Below are 21,237 nucleotides of genomic sequence, written 5' to 3' on the forward strand. Positions count from 1 at the left end.
GGCCGCGGGTCCGGCGGCCGGGCGCACCGGTCCGGGCTGTCCGCAGAGCCGTGGCCGGGGCCGTCGGCCCGGTCGACGGGCTCCGGGCGGTGTCAGTGGGCTCTGGTAGGAATGAGGCTGTGAGCAGCGACGACGAGCAGCCGGAGGAGTCCGCCGCGGGCGGGCCCGAGCAGCTTGCGCTCATCAGGGAGACCGTGCGCAAGGCCAAGGTGCCCAAGGCCAAGCCGCGCACCTGGCGGGGGGCCGCACTCGCCCGTGAGCTGCCCGTCGCGCGGGTCGTCGTCAACAAGGGCGTCCTGCACCTCGACCAGTTCTTCGACTACGCCGTCCCCGAGGAGCTCGACGCCGCGGCACAGCCCGGTGTGCGGGTGCGCGTACGCTTCGGGGCGGGGGCGCACCGGGTGCGGGACGGGCGCCGTGAGGGCGGCGGGCTCATCGACGGCTTCCTGGTCGAGCGCCTGGCCGAGACCGACTACACCGGCCCCCTCGCGGCACTCGCCCACGTCGTCTCGCCCGAGCCCGTCCTCGGCCCGCAGATGCTCCGCCTCGCCCGCGCTGTCGCCGACAGGTACGCGGGCAGCCTCGCCGACGTGCTGCAGCTCGCGGTGCCGCCGAGGAACGGACGCGCGGAGGCCAAGCCGTCGCCCGAGCCGCTGCCGCCGCCCGCGCCTCCCGGAGCCGGATCCTGGGAGCGGTACGGGCGGGGGGCCGCCTTCATCGACGCCCTCGCGACGGGCGGCGCCCCGCGTGCCGTGTGGACCGCGCTGCCCGGCCCGCACTGGCCCGAGGAACTGGCCCGCGCCGTCGCCGCGACGCTCGCGTCCGGGCGCGGAGCGCTCGTCGTCGTGCCCGACGGGCGGCGCGCCGCCCGCGTGGACGCCGCCCTCACGGCCCTGCTGGGCGAGGGTCGCCACGCCCTCCTGACCGCCGAATCCGGGCCCGAGAAGCGCTACCGGCAGTGGCTCGCCGTGCGCCGGGGCTCCGTGCGGGCCGTGGTGGGCACGCGGGCCGCCATGTTCGCGCCGGTGCGGGACCTCGGGCTGGTCGTCGTCTGGGACGACGGCGACGCGAGCCACAGCGACGACAACGCCCCCTTCCCCCACGTCCGCGAGGTCCTGGAGCTGCGCGCCACCCATGACGGATGCGCCTTCCTGCTGGGCAGCACCAGCTGCACGGTCGAGGCCGCCCAGCTCGTCGAGAGCGGCTGGGCGATGCCGCTCGTCGCCGACCGGGCGCGGGTCAGGGCCGCGGCGCCCCTGGTGCGCACCGTCGGCGACCAGGACCTCGCGCGGGACGAGGCCGCGCGCGCGGCCCGGCTGCCCAGCCTCGCCTGGCAGGCGGTACGGGACGGGCTGCGGACCGGACCCGTGCTGGTCCAGGTCCCCCGCCGCGGTTACGTGCCCCGGCTCGCCTGCGAACGCTGCCGCACGCCGGCGCGATGCCGGCACTGCGCGGGGCCGCTGGAGGCACCGGACGAGCGCGAGCTGCGCTGCGCGTGGTGCGGGCAGGGGGAGCCCGAGTGGCACTGCGTCGCGTGCGGCTCGGTCCGGCTGCGGGCCCGGATCGTGGGCGCGCGCCGTACGGCGGAGGAACTGGGCCGCGCCTTCCCCGCCGTGCCCGTGCGCACCTCCGGCCGGGACCACGTGCTGGACGCCGTGCCGGGGCGCCCGGCGCTCGTGGTCTCCACGCCGGGCGCCGAGCCCGTGGCGGACGGCGGTTACGCGGCCGCGCTGCTGCTGGACGGCTGGGCCATGCTCGGGCGGCCCGATCTCCGCGCGGGCGAGGAGGCGCTGCGCCGCTGGATCGCCGCGGCCTCGCTGGTGCGGGGCCAGGAGGAGGGCGGCACGGTCGTCGTCGTCGCCGAGCCGACGCTGCGGCCGGTCCAGGCGCTCGTGCGGTGGGACCCGGTCGGCCATGCGCTGCGGGAACTCGCCGAGCGGGCGGAGCTCGGATTCCCGCCGGTGTCGCGGATGGCGGAGGTGGTGGGCCGTCCGGAGGCGGTCGCGTCGTTCCTGCTCGCCGCCGAACTGCCCGAGGAGGCCGAGGTGTTGGGACCGGTCCCGCTGCCGGTGACGGACGCCGGGCAGCCGCGCAGGCCCGGGGAGGCCCCGGTGGGGGAGCGCTGGGAGCGGGCGCTGCTGCGGGTGCCCCCGGGGAGGGGGGCGGCGCTGGCGGTTGCTCTCAAGTCGGCGCAGGCGTCGCGCCTCGCCCGTGGTGGCACGGACCCGGTCCGGATCAGGATCGACCCGCCGGACATCGGCTGAGGGGCGGCCCACTGCGGGGGCCGTAGCGCCCCCTTGGGCGGGCCGGGGCCTCGGGAGTGGGGCCCGGACTGCTTTCCGGCTGCCGGACGCCACGCCGTCTCGCGACGCCTCAGGTCCCGGCACCCCACCCCGGCCCCTCCCGCCGGTGGAGGCCGTTGCGGCTGTCGGTCGCCTCCACGGCGGTGGTCTCCGGTCCTCGGGAGCGGGCGGCTGCGGGCGCGGGGACGTCAGCCCCACCAGGCGTCAGCCGTTGCGCGGACCGGGAAACGCGCCCGGGCGCGGGTCCGCCGGCTGCGGAGGCATCGAGCGTGCGGCCGGAACGGCCGGCATCGGCGGCAGTGTGCGGGTCGTCGTCGGCTCGGGCTCCGCGGCACCCGGCTGGGGCGTCGCCCTGCGGGCACCGTAACGGCGGTGCACCGCCTGCTTCGTGACCCCGAGCGCCGAGCCCACCGCGTCCCAGGAGAAGCCCAGCGAACGGTCGAAGTCCACGGCCGCGGTCACCAGCGTCTCGACGCTGTCGCGCAGCTCCTGCGCGAGACGGACGGTCGGTGCCGGGGCCCTGCCGTAGACGACGAAGCCCGTGGACGGGCCGGAGCGGCGCGGGCGGTAGACATTGCCCAGCTGGGCGGTGAGCGTGCGCAATGCGTCCACCTGCCGGCGGACCCGCTCGATGTCCCGCACCAACAGGTGCAGACTTGCCCGGGCTTGGGCGTCATGGGTTGCGTGGTCGGCCATTGACAAGCCTCTCGAACCGGCGTTGAAAGGGGTCGGGCCGCATCCGGGCGGCCCGCTTCGGTCAATCTCTCTTGACCAACGCCCCAGCCGCCGATCTGGTCACGCTTCGGGGCGTATGCGCTTTTGCACAGGGCGCGTGGTCTCCCGTACGCCCCCTGCGGCCCTGCCCCATAGACTGGTGAGCTGCTCGTCGCACCAGTAGGAACCGCACACGTCCGAGAGGCAGTCAGCCACCGATGAAGCTCGTCTTCGCAGGTACCCCCGAGGTAGCCGTCCCCGCCCTGGACGCCCTGATCGCTTCGGGACGGCATGAGGTCGCCGCGGTGGTCACCAGGCCGGACGCCCCCGCCGGGCGCGGCAGGCACCTGGTGGCCAGCCCGGTCGCCCAGCGCGCCGAGGAGGCCGGGATCGAGGTGCTCAAGCCGGTCAGGCCGCGCGACGAGGCGTTCCTGGAGCGGCTGCGCGAGATCGCCCCGGACTGCTGCCCGGTCGTCGCCTACGGGGCCCTGCTGCCCAGGGCGGCACTCGACGTGCCCGCCCGCGGCTGGGTCAACCTGCACTTCTCTCTGCTGCCCGCCTGGCGCGGCGCCGCCCCCGTCCAGCACGCGATCCTCGCCGGCGACGAGATGACCGGTGCCGCCACCTTCCAGATCGAGGAGGGCCTCGACTCGGGGCCGGTGTACGGCGTGATCACCGAGCCCGTGCGGCCCACCGACACCAGCGGTGACCTGCTGACGCGGCTGGCCTTCGCCGGCGCCGGGCTGCTCTCGGCGACGATGGACGGCATCGAGGACGGCACCCTGAAGCCCGTGCCGCAGCCCGCCGAGGGGGTCTCCCTGGCCCCGAAGATCACCGTCGAGGACGCCCACGTGGACTTCGCCGCCCCCGCGCTGCGCGTCGACCGCGTCGTCCGCGGCTGCACGCCCGCCCCCGGCGCGTGGACGCTCTTCCGCGGCGAGCGGCTCAAGCTGATCCAGGTCACGCTGCTTCCCGACCGTACGGACCTGGCGCCCGGCGAGCTGGACCCGGGCAAGAACAACGTCTACGCGGGCACCGGATCGCACGCCGTCGAGCTGCTCTGGGTCCAGCCCCAGGGCAAGAAGCCGATGCGGGCGGCGGACTGGGCGCGCGGGGTGCGCATCGCCCCGGGCGAGAGGCTCGGCGCGTAGCCCCGTCCTGCCGGGAGGCACGGCGCGGCGACGTAGGGTGGGAGGGTTCAACCCTCTTCGAACGCGGAGCACCTTTTGAGCGAGCAGTCCCGTCGCCGTCCCCCCAAGCCGCACCGCCGGCCCAAGAAGGATCCCGTCCGGATCCTCGCCTTCGAGGCGCTGAGGGCCGTCGACGAGCGGGACGCGTACGCGAACCTGGTCCTGCCGCCCCTGCTGAAGAAGGCCCGCGACAAGGGCGACTTCGACGCGCGGGACGCGGCGCTCGCCACGGAGCTCGTGTACGGCACGCTGCGCCGCCAGGGCACGTACGACGCGATCATCGCGGCCTGCATCGACCGGCCGCTGCGCGAGGTCGACCCGCCCGTGCTCGACGTGCTCGCGCTCGGCGCGCATCAGCTGCTGGGGACGCGGATCCCGACGCACGCGGCGGTGTCGGCGAGCGTGGAGCTCGCGCGAGTGGTGCTCGGCGACGGACGGGCCAAGTTCGTCAACGCCGTGCTCCGCAAGATCTCGCAGGACGACCTGGACACCTGGGTGGAGCGCGTCGCCCCGCCGTACGACGAGGACGCCGAGGACCACCTCGCGGTCGTGCACTCACACCCGCGCTGGGTCGTCTCCGCGCTGTGGGACGCGCTCGGCGGCGGCCGCGCCGGCATCGAGGACCTGCTGGAGGCCGACAACGAGCGGCCCGAGGTGACCCTGGTCGCCCGCCCCGGCCGCACGACGACCGGTGAACTGCTCGACGTGCTGGGCGAGGGTTCGGCGCTGCCGGGCCGCTGGTCCCCGTACGCCGTCCGGCTCGCGGAGGGCGGCGAGCCCGGCGCGATCGCGGCCGTGCGCGAGGGCCGGGCCGGCGTGCAGGACGAGGGCAGCCAGCTCGTGGCGATCGCCCTGGCCAACGCCCCGCTGGAAGGCTCCGACGAACGGTGGCTCGACGGCTGCGCCGGGCCCGGCGGCAAGGCCGCGCTGCTCGGCGCTCTCGCGGCCGGTCGCGGCGCGACGCTGCTGGCCTCCGAGAAGCAGCCGCACCGCGCACGGCTCGTGGACCGCGCGCTGACCGGAAACCCCGGCCCGTATCAGGTGATCGCGGCGGACGGCACGCGCCCGCCGTGGCGCCCCGGGTCCTTCGACCGGGTGCTCGTCGACGTGCCGTGCTCGGGTCTCGGCGCGCTGCGCCGCCGGCCCGAGGCCCGCTGGCGCCGCCGCCCGGAGGACCTGGAGGGCTTCGCGCCGCTCCAAAGGGGCCTGCTGCGCGAGGCGTTGAGGGCCGTGCGGGTCGGCGGCGTGGTCGGGTACGCCACCTGCTCGCCGCATCTCGCCGAGACGCGGGTCGTCGTGGACGACGTGCTGCGCGGCCGCGGCGGCCCCGCGCCCGAGGCGGAGCTGGTGGACGCGCGGCCGCTGATGCCCGGCGTCCCGGCGCTCGGCGACGGCCCCGACGTCCAGCTGTGGCCGCATGTGCACGGGACCGACGCGATGTACCTGGCGCTGCTGCGCCGCACCGCGTAGCCACCGGGCGGCCGGCCCGTGTCAGCCGCGGCAGGGCCCGGCCTGTCAGCCGGGCCGGGCCACGGCGAGGTGGGTCCGCCGCGCCCTCACCTGAGGTCCGGTGGGGCCACCACTTCGGGTGCGATCCGCTGCTCGGCGTCCGGCAAGGGGCTCCAGAGGATCCGGGACGGCCGGTCGAATGGCCGGTATTGCGGTGGGCTGTGCGCATCCTGCGGGAGGCTGGTCCGTACCGACTACCGTCCCGGGGAGGGGAAGCGCCTCGGAACATGGCAGGCTTGGCACATGGCCGTTCAGATCAATCCCAGTATCCTCTCCGCCGACTTCTCGCGACTGGCGGAGGAGGCCGAGGCCGTCGCCGGCGCCGACTGGCTCCACGTCGACGTGATGGACAACCACTTCGTGCCCAATCTGACCCTGGGCGTGCCGGTCGTGGAGTCGCTCGCCAAGGCGACGGACACCCCGCTGGACTGCCACCTGATGATCGAGGACCCCGACCGCTGGGCTCCGCAGTACGTCGAGGCAGGCGCCGGCTCGGTCACCTTCCACGTCGAGGCCGCCGCCGCTCCCGTGCGTCTCGCCCGTGAGATCCGCGCCAAGGGCGCGCGCGCCTCCATGGCGCTCAAGCCCGCGACGCCGATCGAGCCGTACGAGGACCTGCTCCCCGAGCTCGACATGCTGCTGATCATGACCGTGGAGCCGGGCTTCGGCGGGCAGGCGTTCCTGGACATCATGCTGCCGAAGATCCGCCGCACGCGGGAGCTGATCGCCAAGCACGGTCTCGAGCTGTGGCTCCAGGTCGACGGCGGGGTGTCGGCGTCGACGATCGAACGGTGCGCGGAGGCGGGCGCCGACGTCTTCGTGGCCGGCTCCGCGGTCTACAACGCGGACGACCCGGCCGCGGCTGTGCGAATGCTCCGCGACCAGGCGTCGGCGGCCACCGCCTCGGCCGCCTGGGCGTGCGGCCACTGAGGAGCGCTCCGATGGCCGCGCTTGTTCAACCGATGTTGGCCCATCAGGGCTGATCAAGGACCGGCGGATCTGACAGGATGGCCGGACCCGGGAGTGTGTGTACGTGTGTACAGCAGTGAGGAGATCGCGGTGACTGCTAGGCCGGCGGGACGGTCCGCCCTGCGGATGGGGCCCGCTGAGCTGGTGCAGGCGGCGGCCATGGCGCGTCGCTTCTATCTCGAGGGCAAGTCCAAGATCCAGATCGCGGAGGAGTTCGGCGTCAGCCGCTTCAAGGTCGCGCGGGTCCTCGAGACCGCCCTCGAACGTGATCTGGTACGGATCGAGATCCGGGTGCCCGCCGAGCTCGACGCCGAGCGTTCGGACGCGCTGCGCGCCCACTACGGACTGCGGCACGCGGTCGTCGTCGAGTCCCCGGCGGAGGCGGACGAGTCGCCCGACCCGGAGAACCTGGGCGAGGTGGCCGCGGACCTGCTCGGCGAGCTGGTGAACGAGGGGGACGTACTGGGTCTGGCCTGGGGCCGTTCGACGATTCACATGGCGGCGGCGCTGGACCGGCTGCCGCCGTGCACGGTCGTGCAGCTGACGGGCGTCTACGACGCGGGGACCGCCGAGCGCGGCTCCGTCGAGGCGGTACGGCGGGCGGCCCAGGTCTCCGGCGGCGAGGCCCACCCCATCTACGCGCCGATGCTGCTGCCGGACCCGGCGACCGCGGCGGCGCTGCGGCACCAGACGGGGATCGCCCGCGCCTTCGACTACTTCGACAAGGTGACCGTCGCCTGCGTCTCCATCGGCTCCTGGGAGCCGGGCATCTCGACGGTCCACGACATGCTCTCCGACGAGGAGCGCGCGCACTACGCCTCGCTCGGCGTGGCCGCGGAGATGTCCGCGCACCTCTTCGACACACAGGGCCGCCGCGTCGGGCGCGACCTGGGGGAGCGGTGCATCACGGTCGAGGCCGACCGGCTCCGGCGCATTCCCGAGGTCGTGGCGATCGCGGGCGGCCAGCGCAAGGCGGAGGCGATCGCGGCGGTGCTGCGCTCCGGTCTCGTGACCAGCCTGGTCACGGACACCGCGGCGGCCGACCAGCTGCTGACGTCGGAAGCGGGCCAGCGGCCGGCGCTGGAGCGTGCGGACCCGGACGACTGACGGGGCGGCGGGCCGTGCGTCGCAGCGCGGTCCGCCGGGCCCCGTGACCGGCCGTTTGGAGGATCCGCTCGACGCACGGCGCCGTCACTGGAGCTTTCGCCGGGGCATGACAACGGACCCGGCATGGGAGAATGAAGTACGTGCGTTTTCCCCGGCTGCAATGCCCGGGGATCCTCCGATCGACTGGGATGTTCAGCACGTGCGTTTCCTCAATGACCAGAAGCCGCCGTACGACCTGACGTACGACGATGTGTTCATGGTGCCGAGCCGTTCGGCCGTGGGTTCCCGCCAGGGCGTGGACCTGTCCTCCCCCGACGGCACCGGTACGACCGTCCCGCTGGTCGTCGCCAACATGACGGCCATCGCCGGCCGCCGGATGGCCGAGACCGTCGCCCGCCGCGGCGGACTCGTCGTGATCCCCCAGGACATCCCGATCGACGTCGTCACCGACGTCATCTCCTGGGTCAAGACGCGCCACCACGTGCTCGACACCCCGATCGTCCTCGCGCCGCACCAGACCGTCGCCGACGCCCTGTCGCTGCTGTCCAAGCGGGCCCACGGCGCCGGTGTCGTCGTCGACGACGAGCACCGCCCCATCGGCATCGTCACCGAGCACGACCTGGCCGGCGTGGACCGCTTCACCCAGCTGTCCGAGGTCATGTCCAAGGACCTCCTGCTGCTGGACGCGGACATCGACCCGCGCGAGGCGTTCAACCGGCTCGACGGCGCCAACCGCCGCTACGCCCCCGCGGTGGACGGCGACGGCAGGCTCGCCGGCGTCCTCACCCGCAAGGGCGCGCTGCGCGCCACGCTGTACACCCCGGCCGTCGACGCGCAGGGCAAGCTGCGCATCGCCGCCGCCGTCGGCATCAACGGCGATGTGGCCGGCAAGGCCAAGCAACTGCTGGACGCCGGTGTCGACACGCTCGTCGTGGACACCGCACACGGCCACCAGGAGTCGATGATCAGCGCGGTCAGGGCCGTACGGGGCCTCGACCCGCACGTGCCGATCGTCGCGGGCAACATCGTGGCCGCCGAGGGCGTGCGCGACCTCGTCGAGGCCGGCGCGGACATAGTCAAGGTCGGTGTCGGACCGGGCGCCATGTGCACCACCCGCATGATGACCGGCGTGGGCCGCCCGCAGTTCTCGGCCGTCCTCGAATGCGCCGCCGAGGCGAAGAAGTACGGCAAGCACGTCTGGGCCGACGGCGGTGTCCGTCACCCGCGCGACGTCGCCATGGCGCTGGCCGCCGGCGCGTCGAACGTGATGATCGGCTCCTGGTTCGCCGGGACGTACGAGTCCCCGGGCGACCTCCAGCAGACCGCCGACGGGCGCCTGTACAAGGAGTCCTTCGGCATGGCATCCAAGCGCGCCGTGCGCAACCGCACCAGCGAGGAATCCGCGTACGACCGGGCCCGCAAGGCGCTGTTCGAGGAGGGCATCTCCCACTCGCGCATGTTCCTCGACCCGGCCCGCCCGGGCGTCGAGGACCTGATCGACTCGATCATCGCGGGTGTGCGCTCCTCCTGCACGTACGCCGGTGCCGGCTCCCTCGAGGAGTTCGCCGAGAAGGCGATCGTCGGCGTCCAGAGCGCCGCCGGTTACGCGGAGGGCAAGCCGCTGCACGCCAGCTGGAGTTGATGCGCCCGCGTGGCCGGCACCGTCCGGCTTCCGCGCCAGTCGCGGGGGCCGGACGCCGTGTTCCCGCGCGGGTTTTCCGCTTCCCCCGAAATCCCGTGCATAGGTGGGGACATCGAGGGTAGGCGCGCCTTCGCACTGACATCGGAGCAGGGGAGGACGAAGTGTCCACGGCGAGCACGGTCCCGACCGAACTCACGCAGCCTGGAGTCCAGCGCCCGGATATGGCGGAGCTGAATCTTCCGGATGTGCGGAATCCGGGGGAGGTTGCACCCAAGGACGCCCGCGAGATCTCCAAGGTCTTCTTCGAGCGGCTCGACTCGCTCGAAGAAGGCACGCATGAGTACCAGTACGTCCGTAACACTCTGATCGAGCTCAACCTGGCCCTGGTCAAGTACGCGGCCGGCCGCTTCCGCAATCGCGCCGAGCAGATGGAAGACATCGTCCAGGTCGGCACCATTGGCCTGATCAAGGCGATCGACCGCTTCGAACTCAGCCGCGAGGTCGAGTTCGCGACATTCGCCGTCCCGTACATCGTCGGTGAGATCAAGCGGTTCTTCCGCGACACCAGCTGGGCCGTCCATGTGCCGCGCCGGCTCCAGGAGTTGCGGATCGACTTGGCGAAGGCCGTCGACGAGCTCTCCCAGAAGCTGGACCACACGCCGACCACCGCCGAACTCGCCGAGCACCTGGGGCTGGACGAGGAGGAGATCATCGAGGGCGTCGTCGCCAGCAACGGCTACACGGCCGGATCCATCGACATGCCCATGGACGACGCCTCCGACCACGCCGCGGCACCGCTGTCCGACCGCCTGGGCGCACCCGACGCGGACTTGGAGACGGCGGAGAACGTGCAGGCCCTCAAGCCGCTGATCGAGGAGCTCGACGACCGCGACCGGCGGATCCTGCGCATGCGCTTCGGCGAGGAGATGACGCAGTCGGAGATCGGCGAGGAGCTGGGCGTGTCCCAGATGCACGTGTCGCGGCTGCTGACCCGGATCACCGGGCGGCTGCGTGAGGGGCTGCTCGTGGTGGAGTGACACCACCGCAGGAAACGGGCGGCGGGACCACCGCCGCCCGTCCCGAACCATATTCCCCCCACGGCAGAAACGGCGTCCTGGCAGACCAGGACGCCGTTTCTGTACGTGAGGGCGTCAGCAGGGTGCCTTGCGTACGTGAGGGCGTCAGCAGGTTGCCGCCGACGGACGCATCCAGGTCGCCTGGACCGTCTTCCCGTACGGCCGCGGGCAGACCTCGACGCGGCCCGCGAGCCGCTGCACCATGTGCCAGCCGAATCCGCCCTCGCCCGAGAAGGAGGGCGGGCGCGCGACGGGCGGCAGCGGGCTGGAGTCCTCGATCTGCACGACGAGCGTGTCCGCACCCGCCGTCAGGTGCAGGCGCCACCAGCCGGCCGTGTGCCGGACCGCGTTGGAGACCAGCTCGGAGACGACGAGCAGCACGGCGTCCGGGTCCGCCCAGGGGCAGTGGTGCAGCAGGAACTCCGCCGTGGCCGTACGGGCCCCCGCGGTGTGTCTGCTCTCCGGATGCGGCGATTCCTCGATCACCACATGGCGCTGTGCGTTCATCAACGGCTCGTCTACCCGGTCCGCGCGCGTCTATGGGAGTGTCTCGCCGCACACCCCCTGCGACGCCTTCCGTGATCTTCTCGTTCACCCGGGCGCAATGTTTCCCCGTGTGCCGCGTCAGCGCGCAATGATCGGCCGCTGATGCGCAACAACGGTGCATTACGGCTGTGAGCTGCGGACTCGTAGGCTCAGGGCCCGTACCAGGAGTGGCGGTGACCGTCTGCTCGGCGGTCCTTTTCCCCCTGCGTGGTTCCACGCCTGCGGGCCGCCGGAGGTCCCCCTCGCCGATCCCCGCAGCGATGAAGGAGCCCCGACGTGCTGGACCACGGAGCAGCGCCGCCCGCGACCGAGTCACCGTCCTCCCCGAACCCCACCCGCGGCCCCGGCCTCGGCGCGCGGCTCATGCGCCGCAAGCCCGTCGAGCGGCTGGTCGCCGAGGGCGGTCAGGGGGAGGGCGGAGCGCTCCGCCGCTCGCTGACCATGTGGCAGCTGACGATGATCAGCATCGGCGCGACGCTCGGCACGGGCATCTTCGTCGTGCTCGGCGAGGCCACCCCGCTCGCCGGCCCCGCCGTCGCGGTCTCCTTCGTCGTCGCGGGCCTGACCGCGCTGTTCTCGGCCCTGTCGTACGCCGAGCTCGCCGGTTCCATCCCGGTCTCGGGCTCCTCGTACTCCTACTCGTACGCCACCATGGGTGAGCTCGTCGCCTGGATCTGCGGCTGGTGTCTGGTGCTGGAGTACGGAGTCTCGGTCGCGGCCGTCGCGGTCGGCTGGGGCGAGTACGTCAACGAACTGCTCGACGGCACGATCGGCGTCACGATCCCGGACGCGGTCGCAGCCCCCCTCGGTGAGGGCGGCTTCATCAACCTGCCCGCGCTGATCGTCGTCCTGCTCGCCATGGTCTTCCTGATGGGCGGCGCCAAGGAGAGCGCCCGCATCAACACGATCATGGTCGTCATCAAGATCGCGACGCTGCTGCTCTTCTGCGGCATCGGCTTCCTCGGCATCAAGGCCGGCAACTACACCCCGCTCGCCCCGCTCGGCGTCACCGGCATCAGCGCGGCGGCGGCGACGCTCTTCTTCTCGTACATCGGCTTCGACGCCGCGTCGACCGCCGGCGAGGAGGCGAAGAACCCCAAGCGGGACCTGCCGCGCGCGATCATGCTGTCGCTGCTCATCGTCACCGTCCTGTACTGCCTCGTCGCGCTGATCGCCGTCGGCGCCATGCCGTGGCAGGACTTCGAGGGCACCGAGGCCGCGCTCGCCCAGATCATGAAGGACGTCACCGGCCACAGCTTCTGGAGCGTGGTGCTCGCGGCGGGCGCCGTCGTCGCCATCGCGAGCGTCGTCTTCGCCGTGCTGTACGGCCAGACCCGCATCCTCTTCGCCATGTCCCGGGACGGCCTCATGCCCAAGGCGTTCGCCAAGGTGGACGAACGCACCGGAACGCCCCGCGCCAACACCTTCATCGTCTCCGCCTTCTGCGCGGTGCTCGCCGCCACGATCCCGCTCGGCGAGCTCGCCAACGCCACCAGCATCGGCACGCTCTTCGCGTTCGCGCTGGTCAACGTGGCCGTCGTCATCCTGCGCTACACCCGGCCCACCATGAACCGGACGTTCCGGGTGATGCTGTTCCCGCTCACGCCGCTGCTCGGCTTCGGGTTCTGCCTCTGGATGATGATCAGCCTCCCGGGCGCGACCTGGGTGGTCTTCGGTGCCTGGATGGCCGCGGGCCTCGTGTTCTACTTCCTGTACGGCCTTCGCCGCTCCCGACTCGCCACAGCAGAGAAGTGATCCACCCGCAGTGCGACTGAACGATCTCGACGAACGCATCGTCCACGCCCTCGCCGAGGACGCCCGCCGCTCCTACGCCGACATCGGAGCGATGGTCGGCCTGTCCGCCCCCGCCGTGAAGCGCAGGGTGGACCGGCTGCGCGCGGACGGCGCCATCACCGGTTTCACCGTGCGGGTGGACCCGGCGGCGCTCGGCTGGGAGACCGAGGGCTTCATCGAGATCTACTGCAGCCGCAACACCTCGCCCGAGGCCATCGAGCGCGGGCTCAAGCGCTACCCGGAGATCGCGTCCGCCTCCACCGTCACCGGTGACGCGGACGCGATCGTCCAGGTCTTCGCCGCCGACATGCGCCACTTCGAACGGGTGCTGGAACGGATCGCGGGCGAGCCCTTCGTGGAGCGCACCAAGTCGGTGCTGGTGCTCTCGCCGCTGCTGCGGCGCTTCTCGTCGGGCGCGCCCGCGTAGCCGCAGGTCGAGAGCCGCGCAACGAATCGCCGCGGGAGGCACCGGCCACGCAACGGATCGTCCATCGGTCCGCAACGGTTGCGTCTTGTCCCCGCCGAGCCCGGAAACGTACCGTTTTTGACGTCTCACCGACACCTTCTTCTCCGCCCCCCTTCACGACAGAGGTCTGCCGATGCCGTCGCTGCGCACCGCCCTGCTCCAGAGCTCCGGACGGCCCGGTGACGTCGCCGAGAACCTGAAGGCGCTCGACGAGGCCGCGGGCCGCGCCGCGACCGCCGGCGCGCGCCTGCTGGTGTGCCCCGAGATGTTCCTCACCGGGTACGCGATCGGCGACGACGTGCCGAAGCTGGCGGAGCCCGCAGACGGCCCCGGCGCCCGTGCCGTCGCCGAGATCGCGGTGCGCCACGGCATCGCCGTCCACTACGGCTACCCGGAGCGCGCCGGCGACCTGATCCACAACTCGGCGCAGCTGATCGGACCGGACGGCGAAATCCTCGCGAACTACCGCAAGACCCACCTCTTCGGCTGCTTCGAGCAGCAGTGGTTCACCCCCGGTGACACCGCCGTCGTGCAGGCGGAGCTCGACGGCATCCGCATCGGACTGCTGATCTGTTACGACGTGGAGTTCCCCGAGAACGTGCGGGCCCACGCGCTGGCCGGCACCGACCTGCTCCTCGTGCCCACCGCCCAGATGCACCCCTTCCAGTTCGTCGCTGAATCGCTCGTTCCGGTCAGGGCGTTCGAGAGCCAGATGTACATCGCGTACGTCAACAGGACCGGTCCCGAGGGCGAGTTCGAGTTCGTCGGACTCAGCTCGCTCGCGAGTCCCGACGGCGCCGTCCGCACCCGCGCAGGACGAGGCGAGGAACTCGTCGTCGGCGACGTCGACCCCGCACTCCTCGCCGCCTCGCGCGAGAACAACCCCTACCTGCGCGACCGGCGGCCCGGCCTCTACCGCTCCCTGGTCTGACCGCCGGCCCCTCCCCGCCTCCCCCCGCTTCATCGTTTTCCGTGCAAGGAGTCCGTACCCCATGACGTCCACGGTGCCCACCACCGCCGTCCAGCACAGCGACGAGCAGCCGCCGATCACCATGTTCGGTCCGGACTTCCCGTACGCCTACGACGACTTCCTCGCCCACCCGGCGGGGCTCGGCCAGATACCCGCGACCGAGCACGGCGCCGAGGTCGCTGTCATCGGCGGCGGTCTGTCCGGCATCGTCGCCGCGTACGAGCTGATGAAGATGGGCCTCAAGCCCGTGGTCTACGAGGCGGACCGCATCGGCGGACGCCTGCGCACCGTGGGCTTCGAGGGCACCGGCACGGACGAGCTGAGCGCCGAGATGGGCGCCATGCGCTTCCCGCCCTCCTCCACGGCCCTGCAGCACTACATCGACCTGGTGGGTCTGACCACCAAGCCGTTCCCCAACCCGCTCGCGCCCTGCACCCCCTCCACCGTGGTGGACCTCAAGGGCCAGTCGCACTACGCCGAGACCATCGACGACCTGCCGCAGGTCTACCGCGACGTGATGGACGCCTGGAACGCCTGTCTGGAGGAGGGCGCCGACTTCTCCGACATGAACCGCGCCATGCGCGAGCGCGACGTACCGCGCATCCGCGAGATCTGGGCGAAGCTCGTCGAGAAGCTGGACAACCAGACCTTCTACGGCTTCCTGTGCGAGTCGGAGGCCTTCAAGTCCTTCCGCCACCGCGAGATCTTCGGCCAGGTCGGCTTCGGCACGGGTGGCTGGGACACCGACTTCCCGAACTCCATCCTGGAGATCCTGCGCGTCGTCTACTCCGAGGCCGACGACCACCACCGCGGCATCGTCGAGGGCAGCCAGCAGCTCCCGCTGCGCCTGTGGGACCGCGAGCCCGAGAAGATCGTCCACTGGCCGCTCGGGACCTCGCTGTCGTCGCTGCACGACGGCGAGCCGCGGCCCGCCGTCACCCGGCTGAACCGCACCGCGGGCAACCGGATCACGGTCACGGACGCCTCCGGCGACATCCGCACCTACCGGGCGGCCGTCTTCACCGCGCAGTCGTGGATGCTGCTCTCCAAGATCGCGTGCGACGACTCGCTCTTCCCCATCGACCACTGGACGGCGATGGAGCGGACCCACTACATGGAGTCCTCCAAGCTGTTCGTCCCCGTGGACCGGCCGTTCTGGCTGGACAAGGACGAGATCACCGGGCGCGACACGATGTCGATGACGCTCACCGACCGCATGACCCGCGGCACGTACCTGCTCGACAACGGTCCCGACAAGCCGGCCGTGATCTGCCTGTCGTACACCTGGTGCGACGACAGCCTGAAGTGGCTGCCGCTGTCCGCGAACGAGCGGATGGAGGTCATGCTCAAGTCGCTCGGGGAGATCTACCCGAACGTCGACATCCGCAGCCACATCATCGGCAACCCGGTGACCGTGTCGTGGGAGAACGAGCCCTACTTCATGGGCGCGTTCAAGGCGAACCTGCCCGGCCACTACCGCTACCAGCGCCGCCTGTTCACCCACTTCATGCAGGACGGGCTGCCCGAGGACAAGCGCGGCATCTTCCTCGCCGGCGACGACATCTCGTGGACGGCCGGCTGGGCCGAAGGCGCCGTGCAGACCGCGCTGAACGCCGTCTGGGGCGTCATGACCCACCTCGGCGGGTACACCGACCCGTCCAACCCCGGTCCCGGCGACCTCTACGACGAGATCGCGCCCGTCGAACTGCCGGAGGACTGAACCGCCGCCCCGGCTCCGCGTGCCCGTGGAGCCGGGGCGCGTCAACGCCAGGGGGTCAGCAGGCAGCGGCCCACCAGACCGACGCCCGCGTCGAGGCGCTCGGTGAACTCCTCGGCCAGGTCCGGCAGATCACGCAGCCCCCACAGCAGCCGCGCAGCCGACCACGCGCCCTCCCTGGCGCGGTCCAGGCTCCACGAGCCGACGAGATGCGTCAGGGGGTCGGCGATCTGCAACAGGTCGGGCCCGGGCATCACGTCCTCGCGGATGCGTTCCTCCAGCAGCACGAGCACGTCGCCGACCCGGTCGAACGCGCCCTCCAGGTCGGCCGGTTCGCAGCCGAGCGCATGGCAGGTGTCGACGACGGCGAGCGCCAGGTCGTGTCCGATGTGCGCGTTGATCCCGGCGAGCGCGAACTGGAGCGGCCGTACGCCGGGATGGCGGCGGTACTGGAACAGCGGCCGCCAGCAGGCCGGCGGGCGCAGCCCCTGCGACGCCGCGTCGAGCGCCGACAGGTAGCGGCGGGCGAACAGCACGTCGAGCGTGACGGCGGCCCGCCGGTCCGCGAACAGGCCGTCGTCGATGTGCCGGCCGATCTCCCGGGTGACCGCGAGATAGACGCGGTTGAACACCGCGAGGCCGTCCCCGGCCGGCCAGGCGGAGCCGTACGCGAGCATCCGCCGCACCACCGAGTCGACCGCCGCCGGGACGTCGCCCGGTAGCACTGCGAGCTGTTCACTCTGCGCCATGGAGGCAGGGTCCCAGGCCGCGGCCGGGCGGCGCGGTGACGGGCCGCGGCTTCCCCGGAAAGGAGGACGAGGCGCCTCTAGGAACCCGCTCCGGGCCCGCTCCGGGCGTCCTCGGCGTCCTTCGCGTCGTACGAGGAGGTCCCTGAGTCCAGCAGGGGCTCCTGCTCCCTCATCCGCTCCTTCATGTGCGCCGGGGCGAAGGCGCGCAGCACGTGGTAGCCCGTGATGACGACGATCGTGCCGAGCGCGATGCCGCCGAGCTCGAAGGTGTCGGTGATCTTCAGGCTGACGCCGCCGACGCCGATGATGATGCCCGCGGCGGCCGGCACGAGATTGAGCGGATTGCGCAGATCGACGTCGGCGTTGATCCAGATCTGGGCGCCGAGCAGCCCGATCATGCCGTACAGGATCACGGTGATGCCGCCGAGCACTCCACCGGGGATCGCGGCCACGACGGCGCCGAACTTGGGGCACAGGCCGAAGAGGAGCGCGAATCCCGCGGCGGCCCAGTAGGCGGCCGTGGAGTAGACGCGGGTGGCGGCCATGACGCCGATGTTCTCGGAGTACGTGGTGTTGGGCGGGCCGCCCACGGCGGTGGAGAGCATCGACGCGGCGCCGTCGGCCGCGATCGCGGTGCCGAGCCTGTCGTCGAGCGGATCGCCGGTCATCTCGCCGACCGCCTTGACGTGCCCGGCGTTCTCGGCGATGAGCGCGATCACCACGGGCAGGGCGACGAGGATGGCGGACCACTCGAAGCTCGGGGCGTGGAACGACGGCAGCCCGATCCAGTCGGCCTTCGCCACGCCGGAGAGGTCCAGCCGCCAGTGGTCGACGGCATCGCCGCCGACGGGGGAGTGGATCTTTCCGAAGATCCGGTCGAGGGCCCAGGAGAGGGCGTATCCGAAGAGCAGGCCCAGGAAGATCGCGATGCGGGAGAAGAACCCGCGCAGACACACCACCGCGAGACCGGTGAACAGCATGACGAGCAGCGCGGTCCACTGGTCCTGGGGCCAGTACGTGGACGCGGTGACGGGCGCGAGGTTGAAGCCGATGAGCATGACCACCGCGCCGGTGACGATCGGCGGCATCGCCGCGTGGATGATCCGCGCGCCGAACCGCTGCACGGCGAGGCCCGCGACGAACAGCGCCGCGCCGACCACGAGCACCGCGCCGGTCACGGTCGCGCTGTCGCCGCCGGTCGCCCGGATCGTCGCGGCGACACCGACGAAGGAGAGCGAGCAGCCGAGGTAGCTGGGCACCCTGCCGCGGGTCGCGAGCAGGAAGATCACGGTCGCGATGCCGGACAACATGATCGCGAGATTCGGGTCGAGCCCCATCAGCACGGGCGCCACGAACGAGGCGCCGAACATGGCGACGACGTGCTGGGCGCCGAGGCCGGCGGTACGGGGCCAGGACAGCCGCTCGTCGGGTCGTACGACGGCACCCGGAGCGGGGGTCCGCCCGTCGCCGTGCAGGGTCCAGCGCACGCCGAGGTCCACGGGTCGCTCCACTTCATGCAGTAGTCAACTATCGGGCGCCATCGTAATGGCCGGGAAAAACGCCTCGGCGCGGCCCGGAGGGAGGCGGCCGTGTCCCCGACGCCGCGCGCCCCTGACACCGGACCCGTGGCGAGCGACGCTCCGAGCGACCGCACGACGACGTACGCGCACGGCTCGCGGGTGCTCGTCCGGCTGGACGCCGGCAGCCTGCGGCCCGCGCCCTGGAGCGAGCGGCTCAGGGACGCCGGCCGGGCACTGGTGCGTCCTGCGCACTGACGACCTTCAGGCTCTCCCGGCCTGCCATCCGCAGCACGCCCGCGCCCAGCACCAGCCCGAGCGCGAGCGCGGTCACCAGGCCGAAGGAGACGACGAGGCTGGTCGCGTCGGCGACGGCGCCGATGGCCGACGGCGCGATGAGCCCGGAGGTGTACGTGATGGTGGCGACGCCCGCGATCGCCTGGCTCGGGTTCGGCCCGCTGCGGCCCGCGGCCGCGAACGCCAGCGGCACGACGACCGCGACCCCCAGGCCGATCAGCCCGAACCCGCACAACGCCACCCCCGGCCGGGGTGCGACGACCACCAGCAGCCCGCCCGCCGTCGCCAGCACACCGCCGACGCGCACCGTGCGCACCGGCCCGAACCGGTCGACGATCCGGTCGCCGGCGAGCCGCGCCACCGCCATCGTCAGCGCGAAGGCCGTGGTCGACGCGGCGGCGAGCCCCGGCGACGTGTCCAGCACGTCACGCAGGTACACCGCGGACCAGTCCAGGCTCGCGCCCTCCGCGAACACCGCGCAGAATCCGATCGCGCCGATGACCAGCGCCGACCTGGGCGGCAGCGCGAAGCGCGGCGGCGGCTCCTCGTCGGGGGTGCTGCGCAGGTCCAGTACGCCCTGGCAGGCGATCAGCCCGAGCGCGGTGAGCGTCGCGGCCGCGAGCACGTGGTGGAGGCGGGCGTCGCTGCCCAGATGGGCGGCGAGCGTGCCGCCCGCCGAGCCGATCAGCGCGCCCGCACTCCACATGCCGTGCAGCCCGGACATGATCGAGCGGTCGAGGCGGTTCTCGATCTCCACGCCCAGGGCGTTCATCGCCACGTCCGACATGCCCGCGGTCGCGCCGAACGCGAACAGCGCGGCGCACAGGGTGAAGAGGTTCGGCGCGAGGGACGGGAGGACCAGGCTCAGCGTCCACAGCGCGAGCAGTCCGCGCAGCGCGGTCCGCGCCCCGAAGCGGTGACTGATCGCCCCGGCCAGCGGCATCGCCACGGACGCGCCGAGCGCCGGGAACGCGAGTGCCAGTCCCAACTGGCCCGCGCTTACGCTCGCGTGGTCCTGGATCCAGGGAATGCGGGTCGCGAAGCTGCCGGTCACGGCGCCGTGCACACAGAAGACGGCGGCGACGGCGGCGCGGGCGCGCTTCAGCCGGCCCGGCTCCGTGGCCATTTCCCTCGACATGCGGATATCCCTCCCCGAGTACGTGAGCCGTAAACTATCAGGGACCCTTCCTGATAGTTGACGGATTTCGTGCTCCTCGTCCCTGAGCGGCCGGGGCCGTCTGGAAGGATTCCGGCATGCCCGCATCCCCGAGCACCGCCCGGGCCATCAACGACCGGCTCGCCCTGGAACTCCTCCAGCAGGAGGGCCCGTTGACGGCAGGTCAGCTGAAGAGCCTCACCGGCCTGTCCAGGCCGACGGTCGCCGACCTGGTGGAGCGGCTCCAGGGCTCCGGCCTCGTCCGCGTGGTCGGCGAAGCGGGCGCGGACCGGCGCGGGCCCAACGCCCGCCTGTACGGGATCGTCGCCGACCGCGCGCATCTCGCCGCCCTCGACGTCCGCACGCAGAGCGTCGCCGTCGTGGTCGCCGACCTGCTCGGGACCACGCTGGCCGAGGCCACGCTGCCCATCGACGGTGACACCGGCACCGAACCCGCCGTCGAACAGGCCGTCGCGCTCCTGGAGCACGCCGTCCGTGAAGCCGGCGCCGCCCGCCTGCACAGCGTGGGCATCGGGGCGCCGGGGCTGATCGACCTGGTCGCCGGAGAGCTGCGCGAGTCCAGCGGGCTGCCCGCCTGGCACCGGCGTCTGGTCACCGCGCTCCAGGAGCGGCTCCCCGCACAGGTGGTCGTCGAGAACGAGACGAACCTCGCGGCCCTGGCCGAGCAGCGCGCCGGTGCGGCCCGCGACCGGGAGACGTTCGCCTTCCTCTGGCTGGGCCATGGCGTCGGCGCGGCCCTGTTCCTCGACGGACGGCTGCGCAGGGGCGCGTCCGGGGGAGCGGGCGAGATCGGTTTCCTGCCCGTGCCGGGGACGGCGGGGCTGCCGTCGGCGGTCGACTGCGGCGGCGGTTTCCACTCGCTGGCCGGGTCGGCGGCGGTCTGCGTGCTGGGCGAGCGCCATGGGATCGCGGCTCCGGCCGGCGGTCCGGAACCACGGGCCGCGGCGGTGGTCGCGGCCGCCGTGGCCGACGGCCGGGACGACTTCCTCGACGCCCTCGCCGACCGCCTCGCGGTGGGCGCGGCGGCGGTCGTGTCGGTGCTGGACCCGGGCTGCGTGGTCCTTGGCGGAGAGGTGGGCCACGCGGGCGGCGCGGCGCTGGCGTCGCGCGTGGAGGCGCGGCTCGCGAGGATGTCACCGCTGCGGACGGAGGTGCGTGCGGGGGAGCTGGGCGGGTCGGCGGTCCTGAGCGGCGCTCTGCGACTGGCTCATGAAGCGGCGCAACGGGAACTGTTCGCGGGGGCGTGACGCCGGCGCGGGGTTCTTTCCCCTCCCGGCCCTCCCCCTACGGCCTGGCGGCCGTGGGAGGGACCTCCGGACGGGCTGCGTTGCGGCCTCGCCGGCGTTCGAGGCGCGGGGTTCGAGGCGGAGCGCCGACGAGGACGCCGCGGCCACCAGTCACGTCCACGCTGGAGGCGCGGGTCCCGGGGCAGCGCCCCCGGGAAGGCCCGGCGGCGGCAAGGGCCTGGGACCGCCGCCGGGCCGCTTGGGAGGG

17 protein-coding genes and 1 pseudogene are annotated in these 21,237 nt (G+C 72.7%); 13 read left to right on the plus strand and 5 right to left on the minus strand.

The genetic code is table 11. From position 1 onward, the window contains the following. Positions 1–119 precede the first annotated feature (119 nt). Positions 120–2,264: a primosomal protein N' gene (locus QFZ82_RS32085; RefSeq protein WP_307716454.1), complete on the plus strand. Its 2,145-nt coding sequence runs from the start codon at positions 120–122 to the stop codon at positions 2,262–2,264. A 243-nt stretch (positions 2,265–2,507) separates the two neighbouring features. Here QFZ82_RS32085 and QFZ82_RS32090 read toward each other — a convergent pair whose 3' ends face one another. Then, complete coding sequence (locus QFZ82_RS32090) at positions 2,508–2,999, minus strand: hypothetical protein (RefSeq protein ID WP_177153290.1); 492 nt, start codon at positions 2,997–2,999, stop codon at positions 2,508–2,510. Positions 3,000–3,235: 236 nt separating this feature from the next. Here QFZ82_RS32090 and fmt point away from each other — a divergent pair, with 236 nt between their 5' ends. From fmt to QFZ82_RS32120, 6 genes are all read left to right on the plus strand, one after another. Beyond that, complete coding sequence (fmt, locus tag QFZ82_RS32095) at positions 3,236–4,168, plus strand: methionyl-tRNA formyltransferase (protein ID WP_307716455.1); 933 nt, start codon at positions 3,236–3,238, stop codon at positions 4,166–4,168. A gap of 75 nt (positions 4,169–4,243) precedes the next feature. After that, positions 4,244–5,677 carry an RsmB/NOP family class I SAM-dependent RNA methyltransferase gene (locus QFZ82_RS32100; RefSeq protein WP_307716456.1) on the plus strand — a complete coding sequence of 478 codons (1,434 nt, stop codon included), beginning with the start codon at positions 4,244–4,246 and terminating at the stop codon, positions 5,675–5,677. A gap of 282 nt (positions 5,678–5,959) precedes the next feature. Beyond that, complete coding sequence (gene rpe, locus QFZ82_RS32105) at positions 5,960–6,646, plus strand: ribulose-phosphate 3-epimerase (RefSeq protein ID WP_307716457.1); 687 nt, start codon at positions 5,960–5,962, stop codon at positions 6,644–6,646. Positions 6,647–6,751: 105 nt separating this feature from the next. Then, on the plus strand, positions 6,752–7,792 hold the full coding sequence (locus tag QFZ82_RS32110) for a sugar-binding transcriptional regulator (RefSeq protein ID WP_307716458.1): 1,041 nt from the start codon (positions 6,752–6,754) through the stop codon (positions 7,790–7,792). A 160-nt stretch (positions 7,793–7,952) separates the two neighbouring features. Next, positions 7,953–9,434, plus strand: coding sequence for a GuaB1 family IMP dehydrogenase-related protein (locus QFZ82_RS32115; RefSeq protein ID WP_307716459.1), 1,482 nt, complete (start codon positions 7,953–7,955; stop codon positions 9,432–9,434). Positions 9,435–9,595: 161 nt separating this feature from the next. Then, complete coding sequence (locus QFZ82_RS32120) at positions 9,596–10,471, plus strand: RNA polymerase sigma factor SigF (protein WP_307716460.1); 876 nt, start codon at positions 9,596–9,598, stop codon at positions 10,469–10,471. Positions 10,472–10,615: 144 nt separating this feature from the next. On the opposite strand, the gene QFZ82_RS32125 is transcribed toward QFZ82_RS32120, so the two are convergent. Beyond that, the gene (locus QFZ82_RS32125) at positions 10,616–11,017 is read right to left on the minus strand and encodes an ATP-binding protein (RefSeq protein WP_307716461.1); all 402 of its coding nucleotides are present in this window, start codon (positions 11,015–11,017) and stop codon (positions 10,616–10,618) included. Positions 11,018–11,332: 315 nt separating this feature from the next. On the opposite strand from QFZ82_RS32125, the gene QFZ82_RS32130 reads away from it, so the two are divergent. From QFZ82_RS32130 to QFZ82_RS32145, 4 genes are all read left to right on the plus strand, one after another. Then, positions 11,333–12,811, plus strand: coding sequence for an amino acid permease (locus QFZ82_RS32130; RefSeq protein WP_307716462.1), 1,479 nt, complete (start codon positions 11,333–11,335; stop codon positions 12,809–12,811). A gap of 10 nt (positions 12,812–12,821) precedes the next feature. Next, a complete protein-coding gene (locus tag QFZ82_RS32135; protein WP_307716463.1) occupies positions 12,822–13,277 on the plus strand; it encodes an Lrp/AsnC family transcriptional regulator in 456 nt (151 codons plus the stop codon). Positions 13,278–13,449: 172 nt separating this feature from the next. Beyond that, the gene (locus tag QFZ82_RS32140) at positions 13,450–14,247 is read left to right on the plus strand and encodes a carbon-nitrogen hydrolase family protein (RefSeq protein WP_307716464.1); all 798 of its coding nucleotides are present in this window, start codon (positions 13,450–13,452) and stop codon (positions 14,245–14,247) included. 61 nt (positions 14,248–14,308) lie between these two features. Continuing rightward, positions 14,309–16,006 carry an NAD(P)/FAD-dependent oxidoreductase gene (locus QFZ82_RS32145; RefSeq protein ID WP_307716465.1) on the plus strand — a complete coding sequence of 566 codons (1,698 nt, stop codon included), beginning with the start codon at positions 14,309–14,311 and terminating at the stop codon, positions 16,004–16,006. A gap of 41 nt (positions 16,007–16,047) precedes the next feature. Here the strand turns inward: QFZ82_RS32145 and QFZ82_RS32150 are convergent, their stop codons facing one another. Beyond that, entirely contained in the window at positions 16,048–16,752 is a 705-nt protein-coding gene (locus QFZ82_RS32150; RefSeq protein ID WP_307716466.1) for a DUF5995 family protein, read from the minus strand. Between the two features lie 77 nt (positions 16,753–16,829). Continuing rightward, positions 16,830–18,251: a uracil-xanthine permease family protein gene (locus QFZ82_RS32155; RefSeq protein WP_307716467.1), complete on the minus strand. Its 1,422-nt coding sequence runs from the start codon at positions 18,249–18,251 to the stop codon at positions 16,830–16,832. A gap of 144 nt (positions 18,252–18,395) precedes the next feature. Between QFZ82_RS32155 and QFZ82_RS32160 the strand changes: the two are divergent. Further along, positions 18,396–18,527: pseudogene (locus QFZ82_RS32160) on the plus strand (acyl-CoA thioesterase); the annotation flags it as partial. Here the strand turns inward: QFZ82_RS32160 and QFZ82_RS32165 are convergent. Further along, a complete protein-coding gene (locus tag QFZ82_RS32165; protein WP_307716468.1) occupies positions 18,487–19,704 on the minus strand; it encodes an MFS transporter in 1,218 nt (405 codons plus the stop codon). The pseudogene QFZ82_RS32160 and the gene QFZ82_RS32165 sit on opposite strands and share 41 nt — an antisense overlap. Before the next feature lie 116 nt (positions 19,705–19,820). On the opposite strand from QFZ82_RS32165, the gene QFZ82_RS32170 reads away from it, so the two are divergent. Continuing rightward, positions 19,821–20,990, plus strand: coding sequence for an ROK family transcriptional regulator (locus QFZ82_RS32170; RefSeq protein ID WP_307716469.1), 1,170 nt, complete (start codon positions 19,821–19,823; stop codon positions 20,988–20,990). Positions 20,991–21,237: the final 247 nt, after the last annotated feature.

The sequence above is a fragment of the Streptomyces sp. V4I23 genome (genome assembly GCF_030817975.1).
In the GTDB taxonomy this organism is placed as follows: domain Bacteria; phylum Actinomycetota; class Actinomycetes; order Streptomycetales; family Streptomycetaceae; genus Streptomyces.

What these genes read in the sequence shown, in the direction of transcription:
- QFZ82_RS32090 (WP_177153290.1), bottom strand. Translation starts at nt 2,999, where the DNA reads ATGGCCGACCACGCAACCCATGACGCCCAAGCCCGGGCAAGTCTGCAC.
- fmt (WP_307716455.1), top strand. Translation starts at nt 3,236, where the DNA reads ATGAAGCTCGTCTTCGCAGGTACCCCCGAGGTAGCCGTCCCCGCCCTG.
- rpe (WP_307716457.1), top strand. Translation starts at nt 5,960, where the DNA reads ATGGCCGTTCAGATCAATCCCAGTATCCTCTCCGCCGACTTCTCGCGA.
- QFZ82_RS32115 (WP_307716459.1), top strand. Translation starts at nt 7,953, where the DNA reads ATGCCCGGGGATCCTCCGATCGACTGGGATGTTCAGCACGTGCGTTTC.
- QFZ82_RS32125 (WP_307716461.1), bottom strand. Translation starts at nt 11,017, where the DNA reads ATGAACGCACAGCGCCATGTGGTGATCGAGGAATCGCCGCATCCGGAG.
- QFZ82_RS32140 (WP_307716464.1), top strand. Translation starts at nt 13,450, where the DNA reads ATGCCGTCGCTGCGCACCGCCCTGCTCCAGAGCTCCGGACGGCCCGGT.
- QFZ82_RS32145 (WP_307716465.1), top strand. Translation starts at nt 14,309, where the DNA reads ATGACGTCCACGGTGCCCACCACCGCCGTCCAGCACAGCGACGAGCAG.
- QFZ82_RS32150 (WP_307716466.1), bottom strand. Translation starts at nt 16,752, where the DNA reads ATGGCGCAGAGTGAACAGCTCGCAGTGCTACCGGGCGACGTCCCGGCG.
- QFZ82_RS32165 (WP_307716468.1), bottom strand. Translation starts at nt 19,704, where the DNA reads ATGTCGAGGGAAATGGCCACGGAGCCGGGCCGGCTGAAGCGCGCCCGC.
- QFZ82_RS32170 (WP_307716469.1), top strand. Translation starts at nt 19,821, where the DNA reads ATGCCCGCATCCCCGAGCACCGCCCGGGCCATCAACGACCGGCTCGCC.